Origin of the sequence: Exiguobacterium sp. KKBO11 (assembly GCF_001644945.1) — a bacterium.
GTDB lineage: Bacteria > Bacillota > Bacilli > Exiguobacteriales > Exiguobacteriaceae > Exiguobacterium_A > Exiguobacterium_A abrahamii.
The window spans coordinates 251,263-271,492 of record NZ_LUCU01000022.1 but is presented as its reverse complement, the minus strand read 5'-3'; the positions used below and the strand labels follow the sequence as shown (position 1 = coordinate 271,492).

Below are 20,230 nucleotides of genomic sequence, written 5' to 3'. Positions count from 1 at the left end.
ATCAATTAGAAGGGGTGATAAATGATGTTTATCCAATTAAAATCATTCAAATTTGATATACGGAAAAGCATTAGATAGCAAATGTTTTTTAGGAGTGAGTTGAAAATGACAGAAGCATTGAATACATTTCGAGTGAGAAAACACGCGTTACAAACAGGAGGACAATTGACGTTACGTCCGAGTTTGATCATCGTCATACAAGGTGCTGGCATTACCTACACGGAAAGAAAACGTCTAGAGGCGGGAGAAGCCTGTTTCGTCAAGAAATCAGGTGAACGATTCATCGTTCAGGAGGGACATTGTCTCTTGTATCAGGTAGAGGTTGAACTGACGCCATTTCCAATCTTCCGACAACCAACGAATGAACTAGAGGAGTGCTTAGAACGAATGCAAGGGTGTCCAGAAACAATGACCGGTTCTCTTAGACAACATCGCTATTTGTATCAACTACTGGAGCAATTAAGTGAACGTCGTCATGAGCAGACGTTTGAGGAAGTGACGTTAGAGTGGTTAAAAGAACTCGGAAAATCAAGAACAGTCAGTGACTTGGCAAGTGAGTTAAACATGTCACTGCCGACGTTTTCTCGTCAATTCAAAAAGCACTACGATCAATCACCAAAGGAACTGCTTCATCAATTGCGGATGCAACGGGCGAAGGAGTGGATGATTGCACATCCAGATTGGACGATTGCCGAGATCGCAGAACGTGTATCAATCAATGATGAATTTTATTTCAGCCGTCTCTTTAAAAAGCGTGAGGGACTATCACCAAGTCAGTACCGGAAACGGTTGATTCCACGGGTCGGAATCTGGAGTCAAGCGTTGTTACAAGATCACTTATTGGCACTTGGCATTCAACCGGTCATCGCACCGTCTTTTCCGACACAATATCGTTCGAACGGTGTGCCAGACTATTTAAGTGAAATCGAAGGTACGCGACTATACGACGCGTCAGCAACGATTTTACCGGAATGGTTTGAGACATCAAATCTTGATCTCGTTTTACGGACACCGATACGAGGTGAACTACCACCTATGTTGACTTCTTGTCCGGTCATCGATATTTCGAAACAAACTTGCTGGAAGGATTACTTGTATGCTGTTGCTACGGCAACCGATATGCTTGAGCAAGCGACTGATATCATCAACGAAGTCGAGACGTTTGAATCAGTTGTGAAGCAACAATTCGAATTCAATCGGAATGTGACATGGGCAGTCATCTGGATCAGAGACTCAGAAATCAGACTGTACGGACGAACAGGGCATACGATGTTGGATTTTCTGTTCAATGAAATCGGTCTACGAGCAGTGGAAGGACTTCCGCATACCGTCTACATGACGATCAGCCTAGAAACATTACAGCAGTTAGATCCGGATGGTCTGTTCATACTGTGGAGTCAACCTGCAGATGTGGAACGAATTCGAGGAACGAAGGAGTGGAAAACGCTTCGTGCCGTTAGGACGGGGCGTATATTTCACCCAGACAGTGTAGATTGGGATCCGTGGGGACCACTTGGGAGGATGCATATGTTACGTCAATTGCATACATATATCAGCGATAGTAACTGTTTTGTTTGTCCATGAAGAATGAAAAGAAAATCCATGTCATTCGTCATTGATAATGATTATCATTACAGATGGAGTTCACAATGAGGCAGAGAAGGCTGATAAATGAACCTAAAAAGTCGTCACCTTGTCGTACGAATGTTAGGGAGGATCGTTTGTTTGATTTGTGTTAAATCTCACGACGATATGTGACTTCTGGCATTTAATCGATTGTGAAAACGGATTGAAGAAACTTGAAAACGTTTTACTTAAAATAAGTGCGTATACGCACCATCAAAAACGGGGAAACCCGTTTTTCTATTGATATGGAATGAGAATGATTTTCAATAAGGGGAGGAACAGAGCGTGCGAACATGCGAAGAACAAATCGAGCGATTAGCGACCGAGGTGACGCTTCAATCGTTCATGAACAGCTACATCAGAGAAGTGAACCCGGGCGAATGGGTCAACGAGAGACCGTTTGATGCATCCGAGACATCCTCTTTTTATTGGATGAAGCCATATCTCATTGAAATCAAACGTCGTTCCATCATCGGACGCCACGAGATTGGAATGATCCGTGAAGAGACAAAGAACGGATGGCGGGAAGTTTCAGCCATGTCTTGTATCATCACCTGTTGCATCAAGCTTCAAGATCAACATCCGGATCAAACGGACTTACTCTTTCGCGTTCTTGACAGTCACCGGACTGTGCAATTGATTTTGGAGGAACAACTGAACGCACAAGAGCAACAGACGTTCATCGATTATGAACAACGCTTGTGGTGTGGTCATTGGTTCCATCCGACCCCGAAAAGTAGAGTCGGTATGACCGACTGGCAACAAAAAGCGTATGCGCCTGAATTCCGTCAGCCGTTTCAACTTCACTATTTCACAGTACATGAGACATTGCTCGAAGAACGTTCAGGTAGCAACGAGACGATTACTCAGCTGATGAAAAATCAACTGGATAACTCAATCCAAGCGACGGCGCAAGAGCGAGTCATTCCAATTCATCCGCTTCAAGCCGAGTATTTGTTACGTCAGCCGACAATCAAGCAATGGATCGAGCAAAGTATTCTCCGTTATCATGGCGCAACTGGACCACTCTATAACGCGACTTCGTCGATACGGACCGTCGAAGCACTCGACCGAAGTCATATGTTGAAGTTATCCATACCTGTCCAAGTGACGAACTCAAGACGCGTCAACAAGCGGCACGAATTAGAGGCCGGTTATTTGATGCATCGATTGTTTTGTCATCTGTCTCTTCCTGATACGTTTGACCTCATTCACGATCCTGCGTATTTAGCGATCCGGACTAAAGAAGAGACCGGATTCGAAGTCATCCTGCGAGACCCTGCACCCCACGCGGTAAATGTTGCAGCACTCGTCCAACCGGCATTACCGAATTCGGAATCTCTCCTGCTGCGGCTCATTCGGCAGTCAGGATTAATCGAACCGGAACACGTCACTCGGTGGTGGAAACAGTACTTAGAGTTGACGTTAGGAGCGATCGTTACACTGTATGAGGAACAAGGAATCGGTCTCGAGGCACATCAGCAAAATAGTCTCATCACATTCGAAGACGGATGGCCGGTTCAATATCACGTCCGGGATAATCAAGGCTATTACTTAGCAGACACGAATCGAGATTCCTTCATCCTGCTGGAACCGGAATTGAAGCATACGACGTTGTTCTACCCAGAAGAAGTCATTGCTGAGCGTTTGACGTACTACATGATTTGGAACCATCTGGCGAGTGTCATCGACCGATTTGCAGCAGACACATTATTGAACGAAGAAGTTGCTATCGCGTTACTGCACGAATGGTGTCAGGTACGAGTTGAAAGTCTAGAAGGGCGAGGCAGAGCTTGGCTTTTGATGTTGTTAGAATCGCCGACACTTCCATATAAGGCGAATTTACTAACACGCCTACAAGGACTCGATGAACTCGAAGTCGAGGGAGAACGAGTTTGTTTCGTCGAGTTGGATAATCCGTTACGGGAGGACAACTATGCTTTACGACAGCAAAACACGTATCTGCAAACAACTTCTTGAGAGTTTGTTATTCGAACGGATTCTTCCTTTTACTGAAATGATTGTCGGAATGAAGCATCGTTTTACATTCCACATAAAAGATAGTGAAGTGACAGTCGAGGGCAAACGCGGTCCGTTCGACCGGATTCGGCTCGACATCAAGACGTTACGCTCATCGAAGTCATCTGGCGTCAACGACTGGTTTGAGCATCTTTTGACGCAGTTGCCGATCTCGGACGACTTTCAGGAAGAGTTGCGACGTACACATGATTTTGATGACTTGTCGCAGCAACATCGTCTACCAATCCACCGAGCAGGCTTGGATTATGAAGAGTTGGAGCAGACCATCATCGAAGGGCATCCCTATCATCCTTGTTATAAATCAAGGATTGGTTTTTCGCGAGCTGATCACGAGGCATATGGACCTGAAGCGGGCAATCGCTTCCAGTTACATTGGATTGCCTTACCTTCTACGCTCGTTCAAGGGAATGGAATCTTACCTATTCCACTGATTCTTGGAGAATCGCTTCTACATATGTTTTTAGTCAAACTGGAAGAGCTCAATCAAACCGATTATCAGATTCTTCCGGTCCATCCGTGGCAGTGGTCACGTATCCAACAGGAAGTGGCACAAGTCGGAGGTGTCGACTTAGGAGAAGGTGGTGTCTTCGTACAAGCGACGCAGTCGATTCGAACCGTTTTTTGTCCAGGTCACCCCGAACTACCGCATATCAAATTGCCGCTAGACTTGAAGCAAACGTCAGCCGTTCGGACTTTTTCCGTTCCGAATGTCGTGGCAGCTCCTGCGGTATCGGATTGGTTGAAAAAACAGGCGAGTGAATTGCCGGTGACGCTGTTATCTGAATTTGCTTCATCTGTCGTTTCGAGCGGTCCACTTGCGGGTCGGGTCGGCTGTGTCTTTCGAGAAAATGTCTTGACGTATGCTCAACCGGGCGAGCAAGTCATGCCTTTGACGGCACTTGCTCAAATCGAGGTCGACGGAAGACATTTTCTAGGTCCGTGGTTGGAACGATATGGTCATGAACGGTGGCTCCGTCGATTCTTCGGCGTCTATCTCGAACCAGTCATCCGACTTGTGACCGAGAAAGGAATCGGTGTGGAAGCTCACGCACAAAATACGTTACTTGTCTTACGGGATGGATGGCCGGAACGGATCATTCTCCGCGATTTTCATGATAGCGTCGAGTTCGTCACCGAGTTGCTCGATGATCCATCGGATGTACCCGATTTTAAGAGGCTACATCCTGATTTTGATGCACCGCTCAATACCTATTATGAAATGTCACACCCGCTTGCCTTACGCGAGCTGCTGTACGATACATTATTCGTCTATCATTTGACGGAACTAGCGTATCAACTTGAACTGACGGAGAACTTGAATGAAGCGACGTTCTTTGATTGGATGCATCAGACGATCGAGGGGTTGCCGATTGATCGAGACCGACTAGAACGAATCGGATGGTACGAACAAAGAGTAACGGCAGAAGCCTTACTGGCACCACGGTTTGGTTTGACGAATCAAATCGATGTAAAAAATTCACTAGTTCAACGAGGAGAGGAAGACGATCATGCTATGGATTGAGAAAGAATGGGTGACAGAAGAAGAATTGACGACACACGAACTGGTGAAGCAATCGTTCATAACGGAAGGGAAGACCGTAGCCATCTGTACGTTAGATACAAAAGCATGGTTAGCCCTCTGTCTTGCGATGCGACGTATGAATGGAACAATCCTTCCCATTCATCCGGAGACGCCTGTTTCTGGTGCTGAGCGTCTAGCGATACAAGCCGGATGTGGCTATTTGATTTATCAAGAGACCATCATTCCGCTTCCGGAAGCGGAAAAACGTGCGGGTGGATTGATTCAATTCAGTTCCGGTACGACGGGGCAACCCAAAATCATTCACCGGACATGGGAGTCGATCGAGACGGAACTGACTGCTTATACGAACAGTTTTCCGCTGACGACCAAAGCGACGATCATTGCTTGTCCGACGACGCACTCATTCGGATTACTGTGTGGAGTGTTTGCGACTTTAAGACGCGGAGCAACACCAGTCATCCTACAAGACTTCTCACCACGTCATGTGCTAGCAATTCATCGTTTGCATCCGGACGCTATCATCTATATGGCACCGGGACTGGCGTATGCGATGAGTTTGTTCCCGGAAACAGTTCACGCAGTGATGATTTCCGGGATGACATTACCAGAAAAATGGTTCCGTTCGATTGAACGGAAGACACATCATTTGCTTCAACAATATGGCTGTTCAGAAATCGGTTGTATCGCACTACATCCGAATCCGCCGAGTCCGCAAGCGATCGGATTTCCGTTAGAACACCTTGAAATTGAAACTGGAACGAAGGGGAAACCAGCAGAATTAGTCGTTTCGCAACAAGGCGTACGGATTGGTACGAAGGATTTAATGTACGTTGAAGACGGGCTGCACTTTCTTAGCCGACTCGATGAGATGATCAATGTGTCTGGCTTATCCGTCTATCCCGGGGAAGTCGAAGATGTCTTGTATCAGCTTCCAACCGTCGAGGCTGTCGTCGTCTTTAAACGAATGGATGCGTTCCAAGGAGAGCGCGTCTGCGCTCAACTCGTGACGACGGCATCGGAGGAAGAACTGAAACAACATTGTATGAAGCATCTCGCACCTCATCAACGACCGACGGAGTGGCAAATCGTTGAGCAAATCGAGCTGTCTGCGAATGGGAAAGTGAGTAGAAAACGATTGGGGGAACAAACATGTCCCGTTTAACGATTGCGCAATTCGAAGATATACTGACCGAACAGCTCGAATGGTCATCATCTGTCCCTGTCTCGACAACAGACTCTCTACGAGATGATCTAGGACTGGATTCGATGCGTTTGATTCATCTGTTGCTTCACCTTGAATTGGAACACGGGTTAGTGATTCCAGATGAGCACATGTCAGCCCTCCCCAAAATGCGAGTAGAAGAGTTAATGTCTGTTTTACAGGAGGTCATACATGATTAAAGTACACTGTCTCGTCAGTTGCGTCTGCGAGACGATCAAACGATCGGCCGCTGACCATCGTCCCTATTACTTTGGCGTATGGGATTCTTCGTTTTCCTTGTCAGCCGATTATGTCCTCTCACATCATGATGAGAAGATCAACCATCAGGAGATGCTTGATTGGTATGAACGTCTTTACGGAATCCCAGTCGAAGAATGGTACGACCACGAACAGTCAAAAGACGAAAACATCGCTCAGCTGATTCAACGAATCGAACAGAAAAACGAGGACGAGTCAGTGATCGTCATGTTGGATTTAGCTAGTCTACCTGAGCGCGAAAATAAATTTCACCATGATGTGTTTCCCCACTACGTCATGTTAGAGGCGACAGAAGATCCGGAAATATGGCACATGCTTGATCCTGATTTCCGGTATGAAGGTGAAATAGAAAGAGAACGTATTCTTGCAGCAGTACGCCATCGTGCTGTCGCTGGTGGGTTTGCGTTTCGAAGTACGGATGTTCGAATACCGAATGCGACGACGGTAAGTGCGTATTTCATGAGTTGTCTAAACGTACATCATCCATTGACTGAGTCGGTCAAACGTGTTGTGCATCACTATCGTGAACAACCTGAGGGATTACCGAATGCCTTAAAGCAGTTACCTGTGATTGCCATTCGAAAATATGCCTATGAGCATGCATTTGCTTATTTATATGAAGCGATTGGACGCGACTTGCAGACATCTGATTTTGAAGAATGGACGGATGAGGTTGAAACATTAGTCAATCAATACTCTGTCATCCAGCATCGGGCTGTCAAATACGCTGTAACGCGTCAACCGGAAGTGTACTTAGAAATCGAACGATTGATCGAAGAACAATGGGCACGGGAGAGTGCCATTAAACGACAACTCGTCGACACGTTCCATGCATATCAACGACAGGAGGGGATTGAACATGAAACTCGCACTCTGTACGATCAGCTATCGGCATCATCTGCGTTCATTTAATGATTTGATCGATTTTGCTTCAGAAGAACACTTTGACGCCATTGATATTTGGGGAGTTCATGCTGAACATTTAAGAACGGAAGAAGTCGATCGGCTGAAGTCGTCCCATCTGAACGTCAGTATGTTGAGTCATTATTTAAATTTAAACGCACCGATGTCAAAACTACTTGCGGAGACGAAACGACTCTCGCGATTAGCGACACGAATCGGAACGCAGCGCATCCGCATCTTTGCTGGTAATGAGGCGAGCCATACCTTATCCGATGCCAAATGGGATCAACTCGTTTATCGATTGAACGGGATTTGCCGTGTCCTTGATCCTGCAGGACAGCGATTATTACTTGAATTTCATCCGAACACGGCAACAGATACGGTAGAGGCAACGGTTCGTTTGCTACAAGCGATCAACCATCCGGCATGTCGGATCAACTTTGACGTCTTGCATGTCATCGAATCAAAGGCAGATCCCGTCGAAGCATACTTCAGACTTGCATCGTGTGTGGATCACCTTCATTTAAAAACAGTGGCGAATGCTGAACAGTTCGCAGTATTTGAACCAACGAATGTATATGCAGCAAGCGGATCACGGGAAGGGATGGTTCCATTATTCGAAGGTATCGTCGATTATAAACGGTTCTTTGAAGACGTATCGGCTCATCTCGATCACTTGACGGCAAGCCTTGAATGGTTCGGTCCTGATCCGGACAAGCGATTAAGCGAAGATCGACGTCTTATTGTTCAAGCACTTGAAAGAGTACCCGTTTTGTCAAGATGATTCGACTTGATGGGGTTTAAACGTCAGCAGAAAAGGCAATTCCTCTACTGTATGTCATTGACTATCGTGTCCCTTACAGAAAGGATGTTGAAACATGTCAGAACGTGTCTTCATTAGTCCCTCAAAGTATGTCCAAGGAAAGGATGTCATTGACCGGCTCGGTACATATGTGAGCCCGTTCGGTGAAAAAGCGCTCGTCATCGCGGATGATGTCGTCTGGAAAATCGTCAAGGAACGTGTCGAACACTCGTTGTCCGGCGAAAATGTCGGCATCGAGAAAGCGGATTTCAGTGGCGAAGCCTCACGGCATGAAGTGAAACGAATCGCTGAGCAAGCACAAGCAGCAGATGTTCGGTTCGTCATGGGTGTTGGGGGCGGAAAGACGCTCGATACGGCAAAAGCCGTCTCGGATGAGCTGAACGTGTCCGTCGTCATCGTTCCGACGCTTGCTTCGACCGATGCCCCGACGAGTGCCCTGTCCGTCATCTATTCCGACGAAGGGATTTTCGAAAGTTATCGCTTCTATAAGAAGAATCCCGATCTCGTTCTCGTCGACACGAAACTGATCGCCCAAGCACCAGCGCGTTTCTTCGCGTCCGGAATCGCCGATGCGCTCGCGACGTGGGTTGAGGTCCGGAGTGTCGTCGCTTTTGGTGGACAAACGATGGCAGGGGGACGACCGACGATTGCGGCACAAGCGATCGCCAAACGGTGTGAGGAAGTCTTGTTCGAGCATGGTCGCTTGGCGTATGAATCCGTTCAAGCGCAAGTCGTCACACCGGCACTTGAAGCCGTCGTCGAGGCGAATACGCTCTTAAGTGGACTCGGTTTCGAGAGTGGTGGGCTAGCTGCAGCGCATGCGATCCATAACGGGTTCACAGCGCTTGACGGTGAGATTCACCACTTAACGCACGGTGAGAAAGTTGCCTTTGGTACACTCGTTCAACTGGCGCTCGAAGAACATCCACAAGAAGAAATCGAGCGGTACATCGCGCTCTACACGGATCTTGGCTTACCGGTGACGCTCGAAGACGTCAAGCTAAAAGATGCGTCGCGTGAAGACATCGTCAAGGTCGGCGAGGCAGCGACTGCTGAAGGCGAGACGATCCACAGCGGTTTCAACGTCACAGCGGACGAAGTCGCGGATGCGATCATCGCAGCTGACCGCTATTCGAAAGCGTATCTAGCGAAACATGCTTCTTCCTGATTGATGCGTTTAAATCCGCTTCCTCTACCGAGAGGAAGCGGATTTTTTATGGGCTTTCGTCGAATGACGCTTGAATTCTTCTTAAAAACACGCTATCTTTATAAAACGTAATGATTACGATTTAATTCAGGTGAAGGAGTTTTTGTGATGACGGATCGATATGATGGGTGATTGTTGGCGGAGGAATTCATGGAATGACGGTATTCAATGCCTTACGTGAAAAAGGAATCGATCGGGAGATGATACGGATCATCGATCGTCACCAGCAACCATTGATGAACTGGCGTAAACAAACCGAACGGATTGGCATGCCTTACCTACGTTCAACTCGGGTTCACCACACTTCGACGAATCCGACGAGTCTCAGGCATCATGCTGAAGAACAGGATTATACACATCAAGCCTTCAAGGATACATACGGGCGACCATCCTTGGAATTATTCAACGACCATGCCCTTCAATTGGCGCAACGAAATGAAGTGGAGACGAGCTGGGTCCAAGGGGAAGTCACAGGACTAAGACGAGAAAGCGGGACGTGGATCGTCTCGACAGACGAAAGCGAGTTACGGGCAAAACGTGTCGTTCTCGCCCTCGGGCAATCGGAGCATCACGTCATGCCAGAGTGGGCGAAATCGGCGCGTCACGTTTTCTTATCGAAGCACGATACACCTCCGGTCGTCATCATCGGAGGTGGGATCAGCGCCCTGCATCATACGATTCAATGTGCCGAGCGCTATCCTGGACAGGTGACCCTCCTTTCACGACGTCCGCTCGAAAAAAGTGCATTCGATGCCGATCGGAAGTTCATGGGACCAAAAGGATTGACACCATTCAAGTCCTTGTCGGCTAGTGAAAAACGAGCGTTGATCGTACAGGAGCGTCGCCCGGGAACGGCAACACAGGACTTGATTCAACGTGTCCGTCATCTGATTCGAGAAGGAATCATCAGTCATGTGATTGGTGAAGTCGAGCAGGAAATCGGAAGTGGAGTAAAGCTTAAGGATGGTCGCATCATCACCGCTGAATCGATTATTTGCGCAACGGGTATCCGTCCGATGGTCGTCGAAGGATCTTGGCTAGAAGCGGTACAGCAAGAGTTGAATCTGCCATTGTCTCCTTGCCGGACGCCGTTATTAGATGAAGAAACCTTTGAATGGGGAGAGAACTTATTCGCGACTGGCAGTCTTGCTGACTTGACGGTTGGACCGTTCGCTCGGTCGATTTACGGGGGACAAGCTGCAGCACGTGCGATTGTCTCGACGATTCAAGAGAAACAGACTACGCTTGTTTCCGTTTAAAAGAATAGGAAAAGCCCCGACCACATGACTTATCAATGACGTCATGCGGTCGGGGCTTTTTTTAGAGGTAATCGAGTGGGTTGACGCTGCTACCAGCTGATGTTGCGCTGTAGACGTACGATCCCTTATGAAGTTCAAAATGTAAGTGTGTTCCGAAAGCGTTACCTGTCTCACCGACTGTACCGACTTTTTGACCTTGGGCGACGGTTTGACCGACCGAGACGGAGCGGCTATTCATATGTGCATACAGACTGATGAACGGCGATCCGTTGACAGTGTGTGAGACCATAACGTAGTTGCCGTATGCGCCTTTGAACTGAGACGTAATGACCTTACCGCTTGCTGTCGCATAGACTGGAGTACCTTTTGCTGCGCCATAATCGATACCATTATGGAACGTGTAGCCGTAAGCACCGCTTGCCTTACCATATCCTTGCGTGATCGGGCCACTCGTTGGTGTCGCGAAGCTTTTTGACGTCGACGTCGAGGCTTTTGATGCGCCACTGCTGTTTGTCAGTGTCAAGACAGCATATTTCGAGACGTAGTCAGCGTGTACGAATCGTTTGTCGCCACCGTATAGGAACTTGATCCAGTCACCTGTCCGACCGAGGTAGCGGAATGTTTCGCCTTTATCGACACTTCCGACGACTGCACTGCTCGTCGAGTTGCTGCTACGAACGCGAAGATTGTCGACGTTGATTTTAATCTTATAGATACGTGTTACAGAATATTTCTTAACATATGTAGAAGAGACGTAGACTTTTTTTGAACCATAGAGGATTTTCGTCCAGTTCCCTGTCCGTCCGAGATACTTGTATGTGTCACCTTTTTCAAAGCTCGTGACCGTACCGTAAGATGTCGAAGGACCCGTCCGAGCGCGTAAGCCGTCCTCCATGACCTTCACCTTATAGAACGTCGTTGCAGCATCCGCACGCGGGATGGCAAATGATGCAAAACTTGCGACAGCGATGGCTGTCGCCGAGACACCTTTCCAAAAACCATGCATGATTCATTCCTCCTGAATATGTAATCTGTGTGACTAAACCGTTATGTAAATTTCATAGATGAGTATAACATTTACGAATTTGTTTAAATGTTACATTCACATTTCGATATTATTTCAATAAATTATATTAAACGGACTTAATTTTATTCATTTTCCAATAATCATAAAATCCTTTGACAAGATTGGATGGAATTGGATAAGATGAAATGCCCACTGAAAATCAAAAAAGGTACCTCAGATGAGGTACCTGGAAATGCTTATAAGAAAGCGAGTGGGTTGACACTGCTTGCTGCAGAAGAACCGCTGTAGACGTAGTTTCCACGATGAATCTCGAAGTGTAAGTGTGATCCAGACGAGTTCCCTGTACTACCGACAGCTCCGATGTTCGCGCCTTTCGGGATCGATTGACCGACGAAGACAGAACGTTTGCTCAAGTGAGCATACACCGTTGTGTACGAAATACCGTTCACTTTATGTTCGACCATGACATGGTTACCATAAGCTCCCTGATATGACGACTTAATGACTTTTCCGGCAGCGGCTGCTTTAACTGGTGTTCCAGTAGGTGCACCGAAGTCGATTCCGTTATGGAACGTGTAGCCGTATTTCCCGCTAGCATTCCCATACCCTTGTGTGATCGATCCGCTTGTCGGACGCATGAATCCAGTCGACGAAGAGAATGATGCTTTTTTCGCTGATTTTCCAGAAACACTGTACTTCTTGACGTAACCAGAATAAACGAAGCGTTTTTCGCCTTTATGCATGATCTTCGTCCAGTTTCCTGTCCGACCGAGGTATTTGAATGTTTGACCCGCATTGACGCCGTCGACGATGCGGTGTTTTAACGATGGACCAGTCCGGACGCGGAGTCCGTCTGCCTTGATTTTAACTTTATACGATGAGCCAGAAGAGGCTTCAACCTTACCTGTACCCGTAGCTGCAAAACCTGAAACAACGAGGGCGCTCATTGCTAACGTCGTGATTGTTCGTTTCATGAATGTTCCTCCTAAGTTGAATATCTAGTGTTGTCGTCGGAATGACATCTATAGAAGTGGATGCGTTTAGTGTGTGTTGAAGTGAGTGATGCGGTCATTTGACTAACGAGAGTATAGCATTCAAACATCAGACGGTTGTGTTTCAATTTGATTGCTTAAATATATTCTAATAACAATTGTTGTAATATTGAATACATATTCAATCTCAAAATCCCTTAAAATCAAGATGAATCCGTGTTACAACGAGATGAATTTGATGACAAAACGCAATCGTGGGAAATGATGAGAAAGTATGGGAGTCTAATAAGATGAGAGTAGGTAATGGAATGGATTTGACGTTTACAGTAAATCAAAAAAAGCTTAACATTCGCGCAGTGGCGCTGTTGATTCAAGATGGACATCTGTTGATTCATCGCCAAGGAGAAGATGATTTTTGGTCATTACCGGGAGGGCGTGTTCAGTTCGGTGAAAGTGGTGCCAAAGCGATTGCACGTGAATTGGTAGAAGAACTAGGTCAGTTGATCGAGCCACCGGTCTTCCGTTTCCTCCATGAAAATTTCTTTGAGTACGCTGATCACCAGTTTCATGAACTAGGAATGTTTTATGAAGTCGTTTGCCAAGAGCCAATGCCACTCTCGACGGAAGACTTTTACGGTCCAGAAGGCGACGGATTGACGTATCGCTTCGTTCCGTTCGACAAACTGGATCAGTATACGTTGTATCCAGGCGAATTATCAAAAATGCTTCAAACAAATATGTTTCCGATACTATTGACGAATGACATCTGACTTTTCCGGAAAAACGTTTATAGATGTATCGCAAGGGAATCGTTGAATATGTAGTTCATTACGTTAGCTAAGGGAGCTGACCGTTCATGAGAGAAGAGCAGTTCGAAGCGATGCATCAAGAAGCACGAGGGCAGACGCAGGAGCGACAGCCGGGAATCGAGTACGTCATGAAACCGGAGCCGATCTACGATGATCCAGATTATGTCGGTTCAGGTAAGTTAAAAGGGAAAGTCGCTTTGATTACCGGTGGGGATAGTGGAATCGGGCGTGCTGTTGCAGTCGCTTTCGCCAAAGAAGGAGCGAATGTCGCGATCGTTTACTTAAATGAGGGGAAAGACGCTGAAAAAACGGTGGCAACCATCGAATCATACGGCGTCAAGGCGTTAAAGATTGCGAAGGATATTAGTCGACCGGAACACGCACAACCAATTATCGATACCGTCCTCGCGGAATTCGGTCAATTGAATATTCTCGTCAATAATGCCGGCAAGCAGTTTCCGCAAGATGACTTTCTAGCCATCACACCAGATCAACTCCGAGAAACGTTCGAGACGAATGTATTCTCGATTGTCTATCTGACGCAAGCCGCATTACCTCATTTGAAAAAAGAAGACACGATCATCAATACCTCGTCCGTGACAGCATATGCCGGTGCACCAACGTTGATCGATTATTCGGCGACGAAGGGAGCAATTGCGACACTGACACGTTCGCTTGCATCAAACTTGATCAAACAGGGGATTCGGGTCAATGCCGTCGCGCCCGGTCCGATCTGGACGCCGCTCATTCCAGCGACGTTCACGAAGGAAAAAGTGGAGGCACATGGGGAAAACACGTTAATGAAACGTCGGGGACAGCCGTCGGAGAATGCAGCGGCTTATGTCTATCTCGCCTCCCGTGATTCAAGTTACGTCACAGGTCAGACGATTCATATCAACGGCGGCGATTACATCACGTCTTAAGGGGGAGATCAAGATGAAGAAGAATCCGAATGAAGTGCCTGAACGCGAACCGGATCATCAACCGGACGAGATACCACAGACACCACCGAGCGAGGTGCCAGATACGCCACAGGAAGACCCGGTCCGTCAGCCGGAACCGGATACGTTCCCAGAACCGACCGAGATTCCGGATACACCGCAGGAGGATCCGAATCCCTATTAATGAGTGAAGTGACCACCATCCAAAATTGGATGGTGGTTTTTTCGTGATAAAGAAGACAAACTATCTTGACAGTCAAACTGTATGGTGAGTATGATACAGAAGAGAAGTGTATTATTGTTTTAATACATTACACAGGAAAGGGAGGTCTACCGATGCAGTTCGACCAAAGAAGCCCGGTGTACCTGCAGGTCGTCCGTTGGTTCAAACAACGAATCGCGACCGAGGAATTGCAAAGCGGGCAAGAGATCCCGTCCCGCCGCGAAATCGCCGCACAGCTCGGAATCAATCCGAATACCGCACAAAAAGCATACAAAGAGATGGAGGAGCAACAATTGATTACGACAGAACGGAATGTCCCGAGTAAGATTACACGTGATCCACAAGTCGTCCAAAAAGTACGTGCCGAGATGCTAGAAGAAGCCGTCTCTGAATTCATCGATGCCGTCAAAGCGATTCAAATCCCACTCGATGAGGTCGTCTCAAAAATCGAGACGGTGTATCAGGAAACGGAACGGAGGAAGATCGATGCTTGAAGTCCATGGGTTACAAAAGAAATACGGTAAAAAGCCAGTTCTTCAAGGCGTCTCGTTTTCCGTTCCGATGGATCAATTGACGTGTCTGATTGGACTTAACGGTGAGGGGAAATCAACGATCCTGAAGGCAATCGCAGGCCTTGTCCCAGTTAACGCGGGAACGGTTCTCGTCGATGGCGAGGTCAATCGAAACAAGATTGCCTTCGTTCCGGATATCCAGACGATGCCCGGCTACATGACGGTCGGTGATGCGCTGACGTATATGGCGGATTATTACTCCGACTGGAACCAGGCGACAGCGGATGAACTGATGCGGATCTTCCAGCTGTTATCGACAGATAAGATCACGGACTTATCAAAAGGGAACCAGGCGAAGGTCAGCTTGATCCTCGGTTTCGCTCTCGATCGTCCGTACTTATTACTCGATGAACCATTCGCTGGGATCGATCTGTTTACGAAGGAACAGATTGCAGGACTATTCTCGAGTCACTTCATGGAAGGACGCGGCATCCTGATGACGACACACGAAATTCAGGAAATCGAGCACTTGATCGACCGGGTCGTCTTCTTACAGGACGGTCGAATCATCGATGAACATGAGACGGAAGAGATGCGGGAACTGTACGGGAAATCGGTTCAGGACCGGATGCGGGAGGTCTATTTGCGATGAAACAATACATACAATTGACGAACGAAGAGATTAAGCGGAGTTTTAAGCTTTATGTAATCGCCGTGCTTGTGATGGCAGCGATTGAGTTAGTGTCGGTCGTTGTAAACGTCAAACTACATGAGCGCAGAATTGAAGATTACTTGAAGTCAAATACAGCTACATTGTATGAAGCATTCAATGACATCGGAAAAATTTCATTCATTGATACAACTTCCTTTTTCAGTTACATGACATTGCTTGGTGTAGCATTAGTCGTTATTTATTCTATTCAGATTTGGTACCGCGATTGGATAGGTGAAACGAAGTATATCTATCGTTTATTGATGCTTCCAGGGAATCGTGCAAGTATTTTCTTCTCGAAATTGACAACAGTTTTTTTAATCATCATGAGTTTTCTTGGTATCCAATGGTGTTTGATTCAAATTGGTAACCGTCTCTTCCGGTTGGTTGTTCGAGAGGATTATATGGATAAAAATAGCTTACGAACTGTCGGAAGTACATTAGGTGAATTATTTTCGCTGAATTTGACGAATTTATTTGTAATTCTTGCATTATCATTGTTCATTGTAAGTTTTATGTTTTTGCTTGTCTTAATTGAACGCTCCTATCGTAAATGGAGTGGATTCATTCGAGTGGGAATTGAGATTTTTATTATGGTCATTTGCTTAGTAGCAAGTATGTATTTCTTAGATCAGACTAAGCTGTTATTGAACTCGGAAAAGGCATATGTATTGATGAGCTTGTTTGTTATCTATTTTGTTTATGTGATTTGGAGAAGCCTTCGTTTATTAAAATGGAAAATTGCTGTTTAAGGAGGACACTATGCGTTCAATCAAATATGTATTACTTTTAGGTGTCATCTGTATTGTGTCTTTAGGATTTTATGTTGGGCAGGTCCTCTCGTTCGATAAGGTGAAATTTATCGTCGAAACGAAAAAAGGCGATCCGAACGAAGATGTCGTTCAAAATATGCAACTTCGTCTCAGTGAGTGGGGTCAAAATCCGAACGAATATAATATTTCGATGAACGGGGACGTTAAGCAGTACAATAAATCAATACTGTCGTATCTATTTAATGATGAATCTAGTTGGAAGGATGCCCCACGTTCGTTCCAGCAATTCATTTGGAAAAATGATACACATGTATTTTCACAAGATTCGGTTACATATGGTATAAATAAGTTGAATAATGACGAGCTGGAGCTACAGTATTGGAATGCTTTGAATAACAAATTGTCAAGCATGACAATTAAATTCCCTGAAACACAAATGAATGAAAAGTTACGTTTTTCTCCGTTTCAACGAACAGAAGATATGTTATTGATTGATTCGTCTACTCTTAACAAAGAAATTGAAAGAGAACATATCTATCAAATCGACTTAACAAAGAAATCGATGACAAAAATTAAATTACCTGACGCTTTAGGAAAAGATGATGCGATTCGATCGTTTTATGATGGGAAAATGATTGTTGACCAAGTAAAAGAAGTAGAAGGTTCTGAGGATTTTTTATCTGAAACCGTCGTGAAGGATGGTAAACAAACGAAAATATTAAAAGAATTCGAGGAAGTGTACTCCTCATACGCTATAAACGGTGGAAAATATTTCTTAGGTCTTGATGAATCATCTGCACAAGTATCAGATAAGAAAAGATTTGAATGGCAAATCTACGATTTCGAATCACACCAGTCCTCTTCGCACTCGATTCAGCTTGATTCGATTGCGACGGATGAAGCGTTCTCAAATAGAAGCGTTACGGTAGATCGTGATTATATTTACTTCGCTTACCGAACGAAAAAAGATGAAGTCAAATCATTAGTGATCAATCCACTGACATCTGAGATTGTTTATGAAGCTGACATTCATAAAAAAGGATCAAAAAATGAACTACTCTTAAATAGCATCATAACAAATTAATAAAATTAACTAATTTCCACTCTTAATTTGAAACCTCCCGTTTTCTTCCAACGTATAAAGACTATACAAAGGGGGAACTGACATGCAATTCTTGATTTTTGTCGTCTTTGCAGGTGCCATGTATTGGTTCTACTACAATTTCTTACTCGGGTACCGTAAGAAAAACATCACAATGACGTTCGACGATCGGTTTTATTCACTCGACGAACATGTTGCAGCCATCGAACAAAAGCTCGCAACGGATGGGCACTCGGCCCGTTATCTCGGTGACCGTCGCTTTGAAGTCGATGGCAAACCCTATCTGTTCCTCGAGCGGACGGTCTCAGTCGGTGGGACCCCGACACAACAGACAATTCTTGAGCAACAAAAAAAATAACTCTCCCACGTGCGGGAGAGTTTTTTCGTTAGACCGGAATCCGGTCCAGGGGATGCGGTTGCTGTGACGAACGATACCAGCGGATGATCCAGTGATCGATGCCAATTTGATACGCAAAGCGTCCTGCAGCCAGTAAGGCAATTGACGCTGCTAAGAACACTGGGTTCAAGGCAATCGTCCCAGCGAGTAAGTAATTGAGATTCATGATGCTTCCGACAACGAGTGCAGGAACTGTCAACAGACTAAGAATCAACAGGATCCCGACGACGAGTTCCGCGAACGGAATCAAGGCGTTGATCAGCCCGACGTTCGGTAAGGCGAGTTGTTCGATCCACGTCGCATACCAGGAACTGACGAGTGCTTCTTCGCCCGTTGACTTCGCGAGCGCTCCTTCGAGAAACGGTTTTGCATCGAAGCCATTGATGTACTTACCGATTCCAGCGATGAACCACTGGATTCCGAGCCAGAGTCGGATGACCGTCAATAGACCGAGACCGATGATGTGTAATGCTTTCACTTTCAGACACTCCTCTACTACAACATAGTCCCCATCATACTGAAAAATCATCAGCGAGATGGGGACTATCATCATAACGTCATCGAACCGTCATCGACCTGTTACAAAAAAGGGTAAGGTAACGGTTTCATGACCGTTGATCGAGGCGATGACTGATTGCAGTTAATAAAGCAGCAACAAGCGCGACTAGTCCACCGACGAGTGCCGTGTTCATCATCGGACCGTTCGCATAGACGATGCCACCGAGTGCCGAACCAAAAGCAATCCCGACGTTACTCGCAACCGGCATCAATGAAGCGGCGAGTCCTTTTGCTTCCGGGTTGAACTTTTCAGCGAGGTCAATCAAGTAGATTTGTGTCGAAGTCGTTAGTAAAATCGACATCAACGACATCAAGGCGATGTTGAACAGACCAAGCGGAAGGGATGCTGTCGTGAAGTATAACGCAGCAAGGACGATTGCTTGTACGACGAAGACAAACCGTAAGCGTCCCATCGGATTTTTACTGGCGATTTTACCGGCAAGGATGTTACTAAAGATCGAGACGACGCCGTAAGCGAGCAAGATCGGACTGATCCACGTCTTCGCAATCCCGAGTTCCGTTTGCAGAATCGGTACAAGGTACGTGTAGACGACGTAGGTTGCCCCGAATCCGAACGATGGAATAAAGAAAGCGATCAGGATCCGTGGGTTGGCGAGCAGTCCAAGCTGCTCCTTGATTGAACCGGAACCCGTCGATTGTTGGACCGGAACGATCTTCCATACGGCGAGAAACGCGATCAATCCCATGACTGTTGTCAGCCAAAACGTGGCTTCGAATCCAGCGTGTTGACCGATGAACGTTCCAATCGGGACACCAAGGACGTTCGCAAGTGTAAAACCACCGAAAATGAACGAGACGGCGACACCACGTTTTGAGACAGGTACACCGTCACTGGCGACGACCATCGCGAGTGAAATCAAGACGCCGGTCAGGATCGCTGTCAGAATACGGGTGGCAAGCAATACTTCATAACTTGGGGCAAAACTACTGGCAAGATTCAATAAGACCCAGGCGAGTAAGAGACGTAGGATCAGACGACACCGTTCCAGGTGACCGGTCAGCGACATGACGATCGGTGTACCGATTGCAAAGGAGATGGCAAAGGCTGAAACGAGCGTACCAGCTGTTGCGATCGTGATATCAAGGGCTGAGGAGATTTCAGCGAGGATCCCGACGATGACGAATTCGCTTGTTCCGAGAACGAACGTCAGGAGCGACAACGTGGCGATCAAGAGCCAATCGCGTCGACTTAAACGAGTAGTAGGTGACATGGATAATTCCTCAATTCTAGCGCTTGCGCGCGAAACTATGAGTAACAGGATAGCATGAAACGATTTCGTCG

The 20,230-nt window shown here is 46.4% G+C and carries 21 protein-coding genes; 17 read left to right on the top strand and 4 right to left on the bottom strand.

What is annotated here, in order from left to right:
- The first annotated feature begins 105 nt into the window (after nucleotides 1-105).
- The 9 genes from AYO36_RS08460 (at nucleotide 106) to AYO36_RS08420 (ending at nucleotide 10,881) form a co-directional block, all read left to right on the top strand.
- Entirely contained in the window at nucleotides 106-1,584 is a 1,479-nt protein-coding gene (locus tag AYO36_RS08460; RefSeq protein WP_064300164.1) for an AraC family transcriptional regulator, read from the top strand.
- Nucleotides 1,585-1,911: 327 nt separating this feature from the next.
- Nucleotides 1,912-3,606 (top strand): IucA/IucC family protein, encoded by a 1,695-nt coding sequence (locus tag AYO36_RS08455; RefSeq protein WP_064300163.1) that lies wholly within the window; start codon nucleotides 1,912-1,914, stop codon nucleotides 3,604-3,606.
- Nucleotides 3,563-5,188, top strand: coding sequence for an IucA/IucC family protein (locus AYO36_RS08450; protein ID WP_064300162.1), 1,626 nt, complete (start codon nucleotides 3,563-3,565; stop codon nucleotides 5,186-5,188). The genes AYO36_RS08455 and AYO36_RS08450 overlap by 44 nt, the downstream gene beginning before the upstream one ends.
- Entirely contained in the window at nucleotides 5,175-6,371 is a 1,197-nt protein-coding gene (locus AYO36_RS08445; protein ID WP_064300161.1) for an AMP-binding protein, read from the top strand. Before AYO36_RS08450 ends, AYO36_RS08445 begins: the two co-directional genes overlap by 14 nt.
- Nucleotides 6,359-6,610 carry a phosphopantetheine-binding protein gene (locus tag AYO36_RS08440; protein WP_064300160.1) on the top strand — a complete coding sequence of 84 codons (252 nt, stop codon included), beginning with the start codon at nucleotides 6,359-6,361 and terminating at the stop codon, nucleotides 6,608-6,610. Before AYO36_RS08445 ends, AYO36_RS08440 begins: the two co-directional genes overlap by 13 nt.
- The gene (locus AYO36_RS08435) at nucleotides 6,603-7,601 is read left to right on the top strand and encodes a DUF6005 family protein (protein WP_064300159.1); all 999 of its coding nucleotides are present in this window, start codon (nucleotides 6,603-6,605) and stop codon (nucleotides 7,599-7,601) included. Before AYO36_RS08440 ends, AYO36_RS08435 begins: the two co-directional genes overlap by 8 nt.
- Nucleotides 7,549-8,376 (top strand): sugar phosphate isomerase/epimerase family protein, encoded by an 828-nt coding sequence (locus AYO36_RS08430; RefSeq protein WP_064300158.1) that lies wholly within the window; start codon nucleotides 7,549-7,551, stop codon nucleotides 8,374-8,376. The genes AYO36_RS08435 and AYO36_RS08430 overlap by 53 nt, the downstream gene beginning before the upstream one ends.
- Nucleotides 8,377-8,470: 94 nt before the next feature.
- Nucleotides 8,471-9,583, top strand: coding sequence for a glycerol dehydrogenase (locus tag AYO36_RS08425; protein ID WP_023467840.1), 1,113 nt, complete (start codon nucleotides 8,471-8,473; stop codon nucleotides 9,581-9,583).
- A gap of 167 nt (nucleotides 9,584-9,750) precedes the next feature.
- The gene (locus AYO36_RS08420) at nucleotides 9,751-10,881 is read left to right on the top strand and encodes an FAD/NAD(P)-binding protein (RefSeq protein ID WP_255359380.1); all 1,131 of its coding nucleotides are present in this window, start codon (nucleotides 9,751-9,753) and stop codon (nucleotides 10,879-10,881) included.
- A 61-nt stretch (nucleotides 10,882-10,942) separates the two neighbouring features.
- Here AYO36_RS08420 and AYO36_RS08415 read toward each other — a convergent pair whose 3' ends face one another.
- Entirely contained in the window at nucleotides 10,943-11,887 is a 945-nt protein-coding gene (locus AYO36_RS08415; RefSeq protein ID WP_029341320.1) for a peptidoglycan DD-metalloendopeptidase family protein, read from the bottom strand.
- A gap of 257 nt (nucleotides 11,888-12,144) precedes the next feature.
- Nucleotides 12,145-12,882, bottom strand: coding sequence for a peptidoglycan DD-metalloendopeptidase family protein (locus AYO36_RS08410; RefSeq protein WP_064300156.1), 738 nt, complete (start codon nucleotides 12,880-12,882; stop codon nucleotides 12,145-12,147).
- A 308-nt stretch (nucleotides 12,883-13,190) separates the two neighbouring features.
- Here AYO36_RS08410 and AYO36_RS08405 point away from each other — a divergent pair, with 308 nt between their 5' ends.
- The 8 genes from AYO36_RS08405 to AYO36_RS08370 all read left to right on the top strand — a co-directional run bounded on the left by AYO36_RS08405 (nucleotide 13,191) and on the right by AYO36_RS08370 (nucleotide 18,330).
- Entirely contained in the window at nucleotides 13,191-13,670 is a 480-nt protein-coding gene (locus AYO36_RS08405; RefSeq protein ID WP_231884691.1) for an NUDIX hydrolase, read from the top strand.
- A gap of 86 nt (nucleotides 13,671-13,756) precedes the next feature.
- Nucleotides 13,757-14,632: a glucose 1-dehydrogenase gene (locus tag AYO36_RS08400; RefSeq protein ID WP_064300154.1), complete on the top strand. Its 876-nt coding sequence runs from the start codon at nucleotides 13,757-13,759 to the stop codon at nucleotides 14,630-14,632.
- Between the two features lie 13 nt (nucleotides 14,633-14,645).
- Nucleotides 14,646-14,834 (top strand): hypothetical protein, encoded by a 189-nt coding sequence (locus AYO36_RS08395; protein ID WP_029341324.1) that lies wholly within the window; start codon nucleotides 14,646-14,648, stop codon nucleotides 14,832-14,834.
- A 152-nt stretch (nucleotides 14,835-14,986) separates the two neighbouring features.
- Nucleotides 14,987-15,367, top strand: coding sequence for a GntR family transcriptional regulator (locus AYO36_RS08390; protein WP_029341325.1), 381 nt, complete (start codon nucleotides 14,987-14,989; stop codon nucleotides 15,365-15,367).
- Nucleotides 15,360-16,037, top strand: a complete 678-nt coding sequence (locus tag AYO36_RS08385; RefSeq protein ID WP_064300153.1) for an ATP-binding cassette domain-containing protein — start codon at nucleotides 15,360-15,362, stop codon at nucleotides 16,035-16,037. Before AYO36_RS08390 ends, AYO36_RS08385 begins: the two co-directional genes overlap by 8 nt.
- Nucleotides 16,034-16,849: a hypothetical protein gene (locus AYO36_RS08380; protein ID WP_064300152.1), complete on the top strand. Its 816-nt coding sequence runs from the start codon at nucleotides 16,034-16,036 to the stop codon at nucleotides 16,847-16,849. The genes AYO36_RS08385 and AYO36_RS08380 overlap by 4 nt, the downstream gene beginning before the upstream one ends.
- A gap of 10 nt (nucleotides 16,850-16,859) precedes the next feature.
- Nucleotides 16,860-17,954 carry a hypothetical protein gene (locus AYO36_RS08375; RefSeq protein ID WP_064300151.1) on the top strand — a complete coding sequence of 365 codons (1,095 nt, stop codon included), beginning with the start codon at nucleotides 16,860-16,862 and terminating at the stop codon, nucleotides 17,952-17,954.
- Between the two features lie 82 nt (nucleotides 17,955-18,036).
- Nucleotides 18,037-18,330, top strand: coding sequence for a hypothetical protein (locus AYO36_RS08370; protein WP_023467850.1), 294 nt, complete (start codon nucleotides 18,037-18,039; stop codon nucleotides 18,328-18,330).
- A gap of 28 nt (nucleotides 18,331-18,358) precedes the next feature.
- Here the strand turns inward: AYO36_RS08370 and AYO36_RS08365 are convergent, their stop codons facing one another.
- Together AYO36_RS08365 and AYO36_RS08360 are read right to left on the bottom strand one after the other, a co-directional pair.
- A complete protein-coding gene (locus AYO36_RS08365; protein WP_197484519.1) occupies nucleotides 18,359-18,847 on the bottom strand; it encodes a DoxX family membrane protein in 489 nt (162 codons plus the stop codon).
- Between the two features lie 127 nt (nucleotides 18,848-18,974).
- Nucleotides 18,975-20,159: an MFS transporter gene (locus AYO36_RS08360; protein ID WP_064300150.1), complete on the bottom strand. Its 1,185-nt coding sequence runs from the start codon at nucleotides 20,157-20,159 to the stop codon at nucleotides 18,975-18,977.
- Between the last annotated feature and the right edge of the window lie 71 nt (nucleotides 20,160-20,230).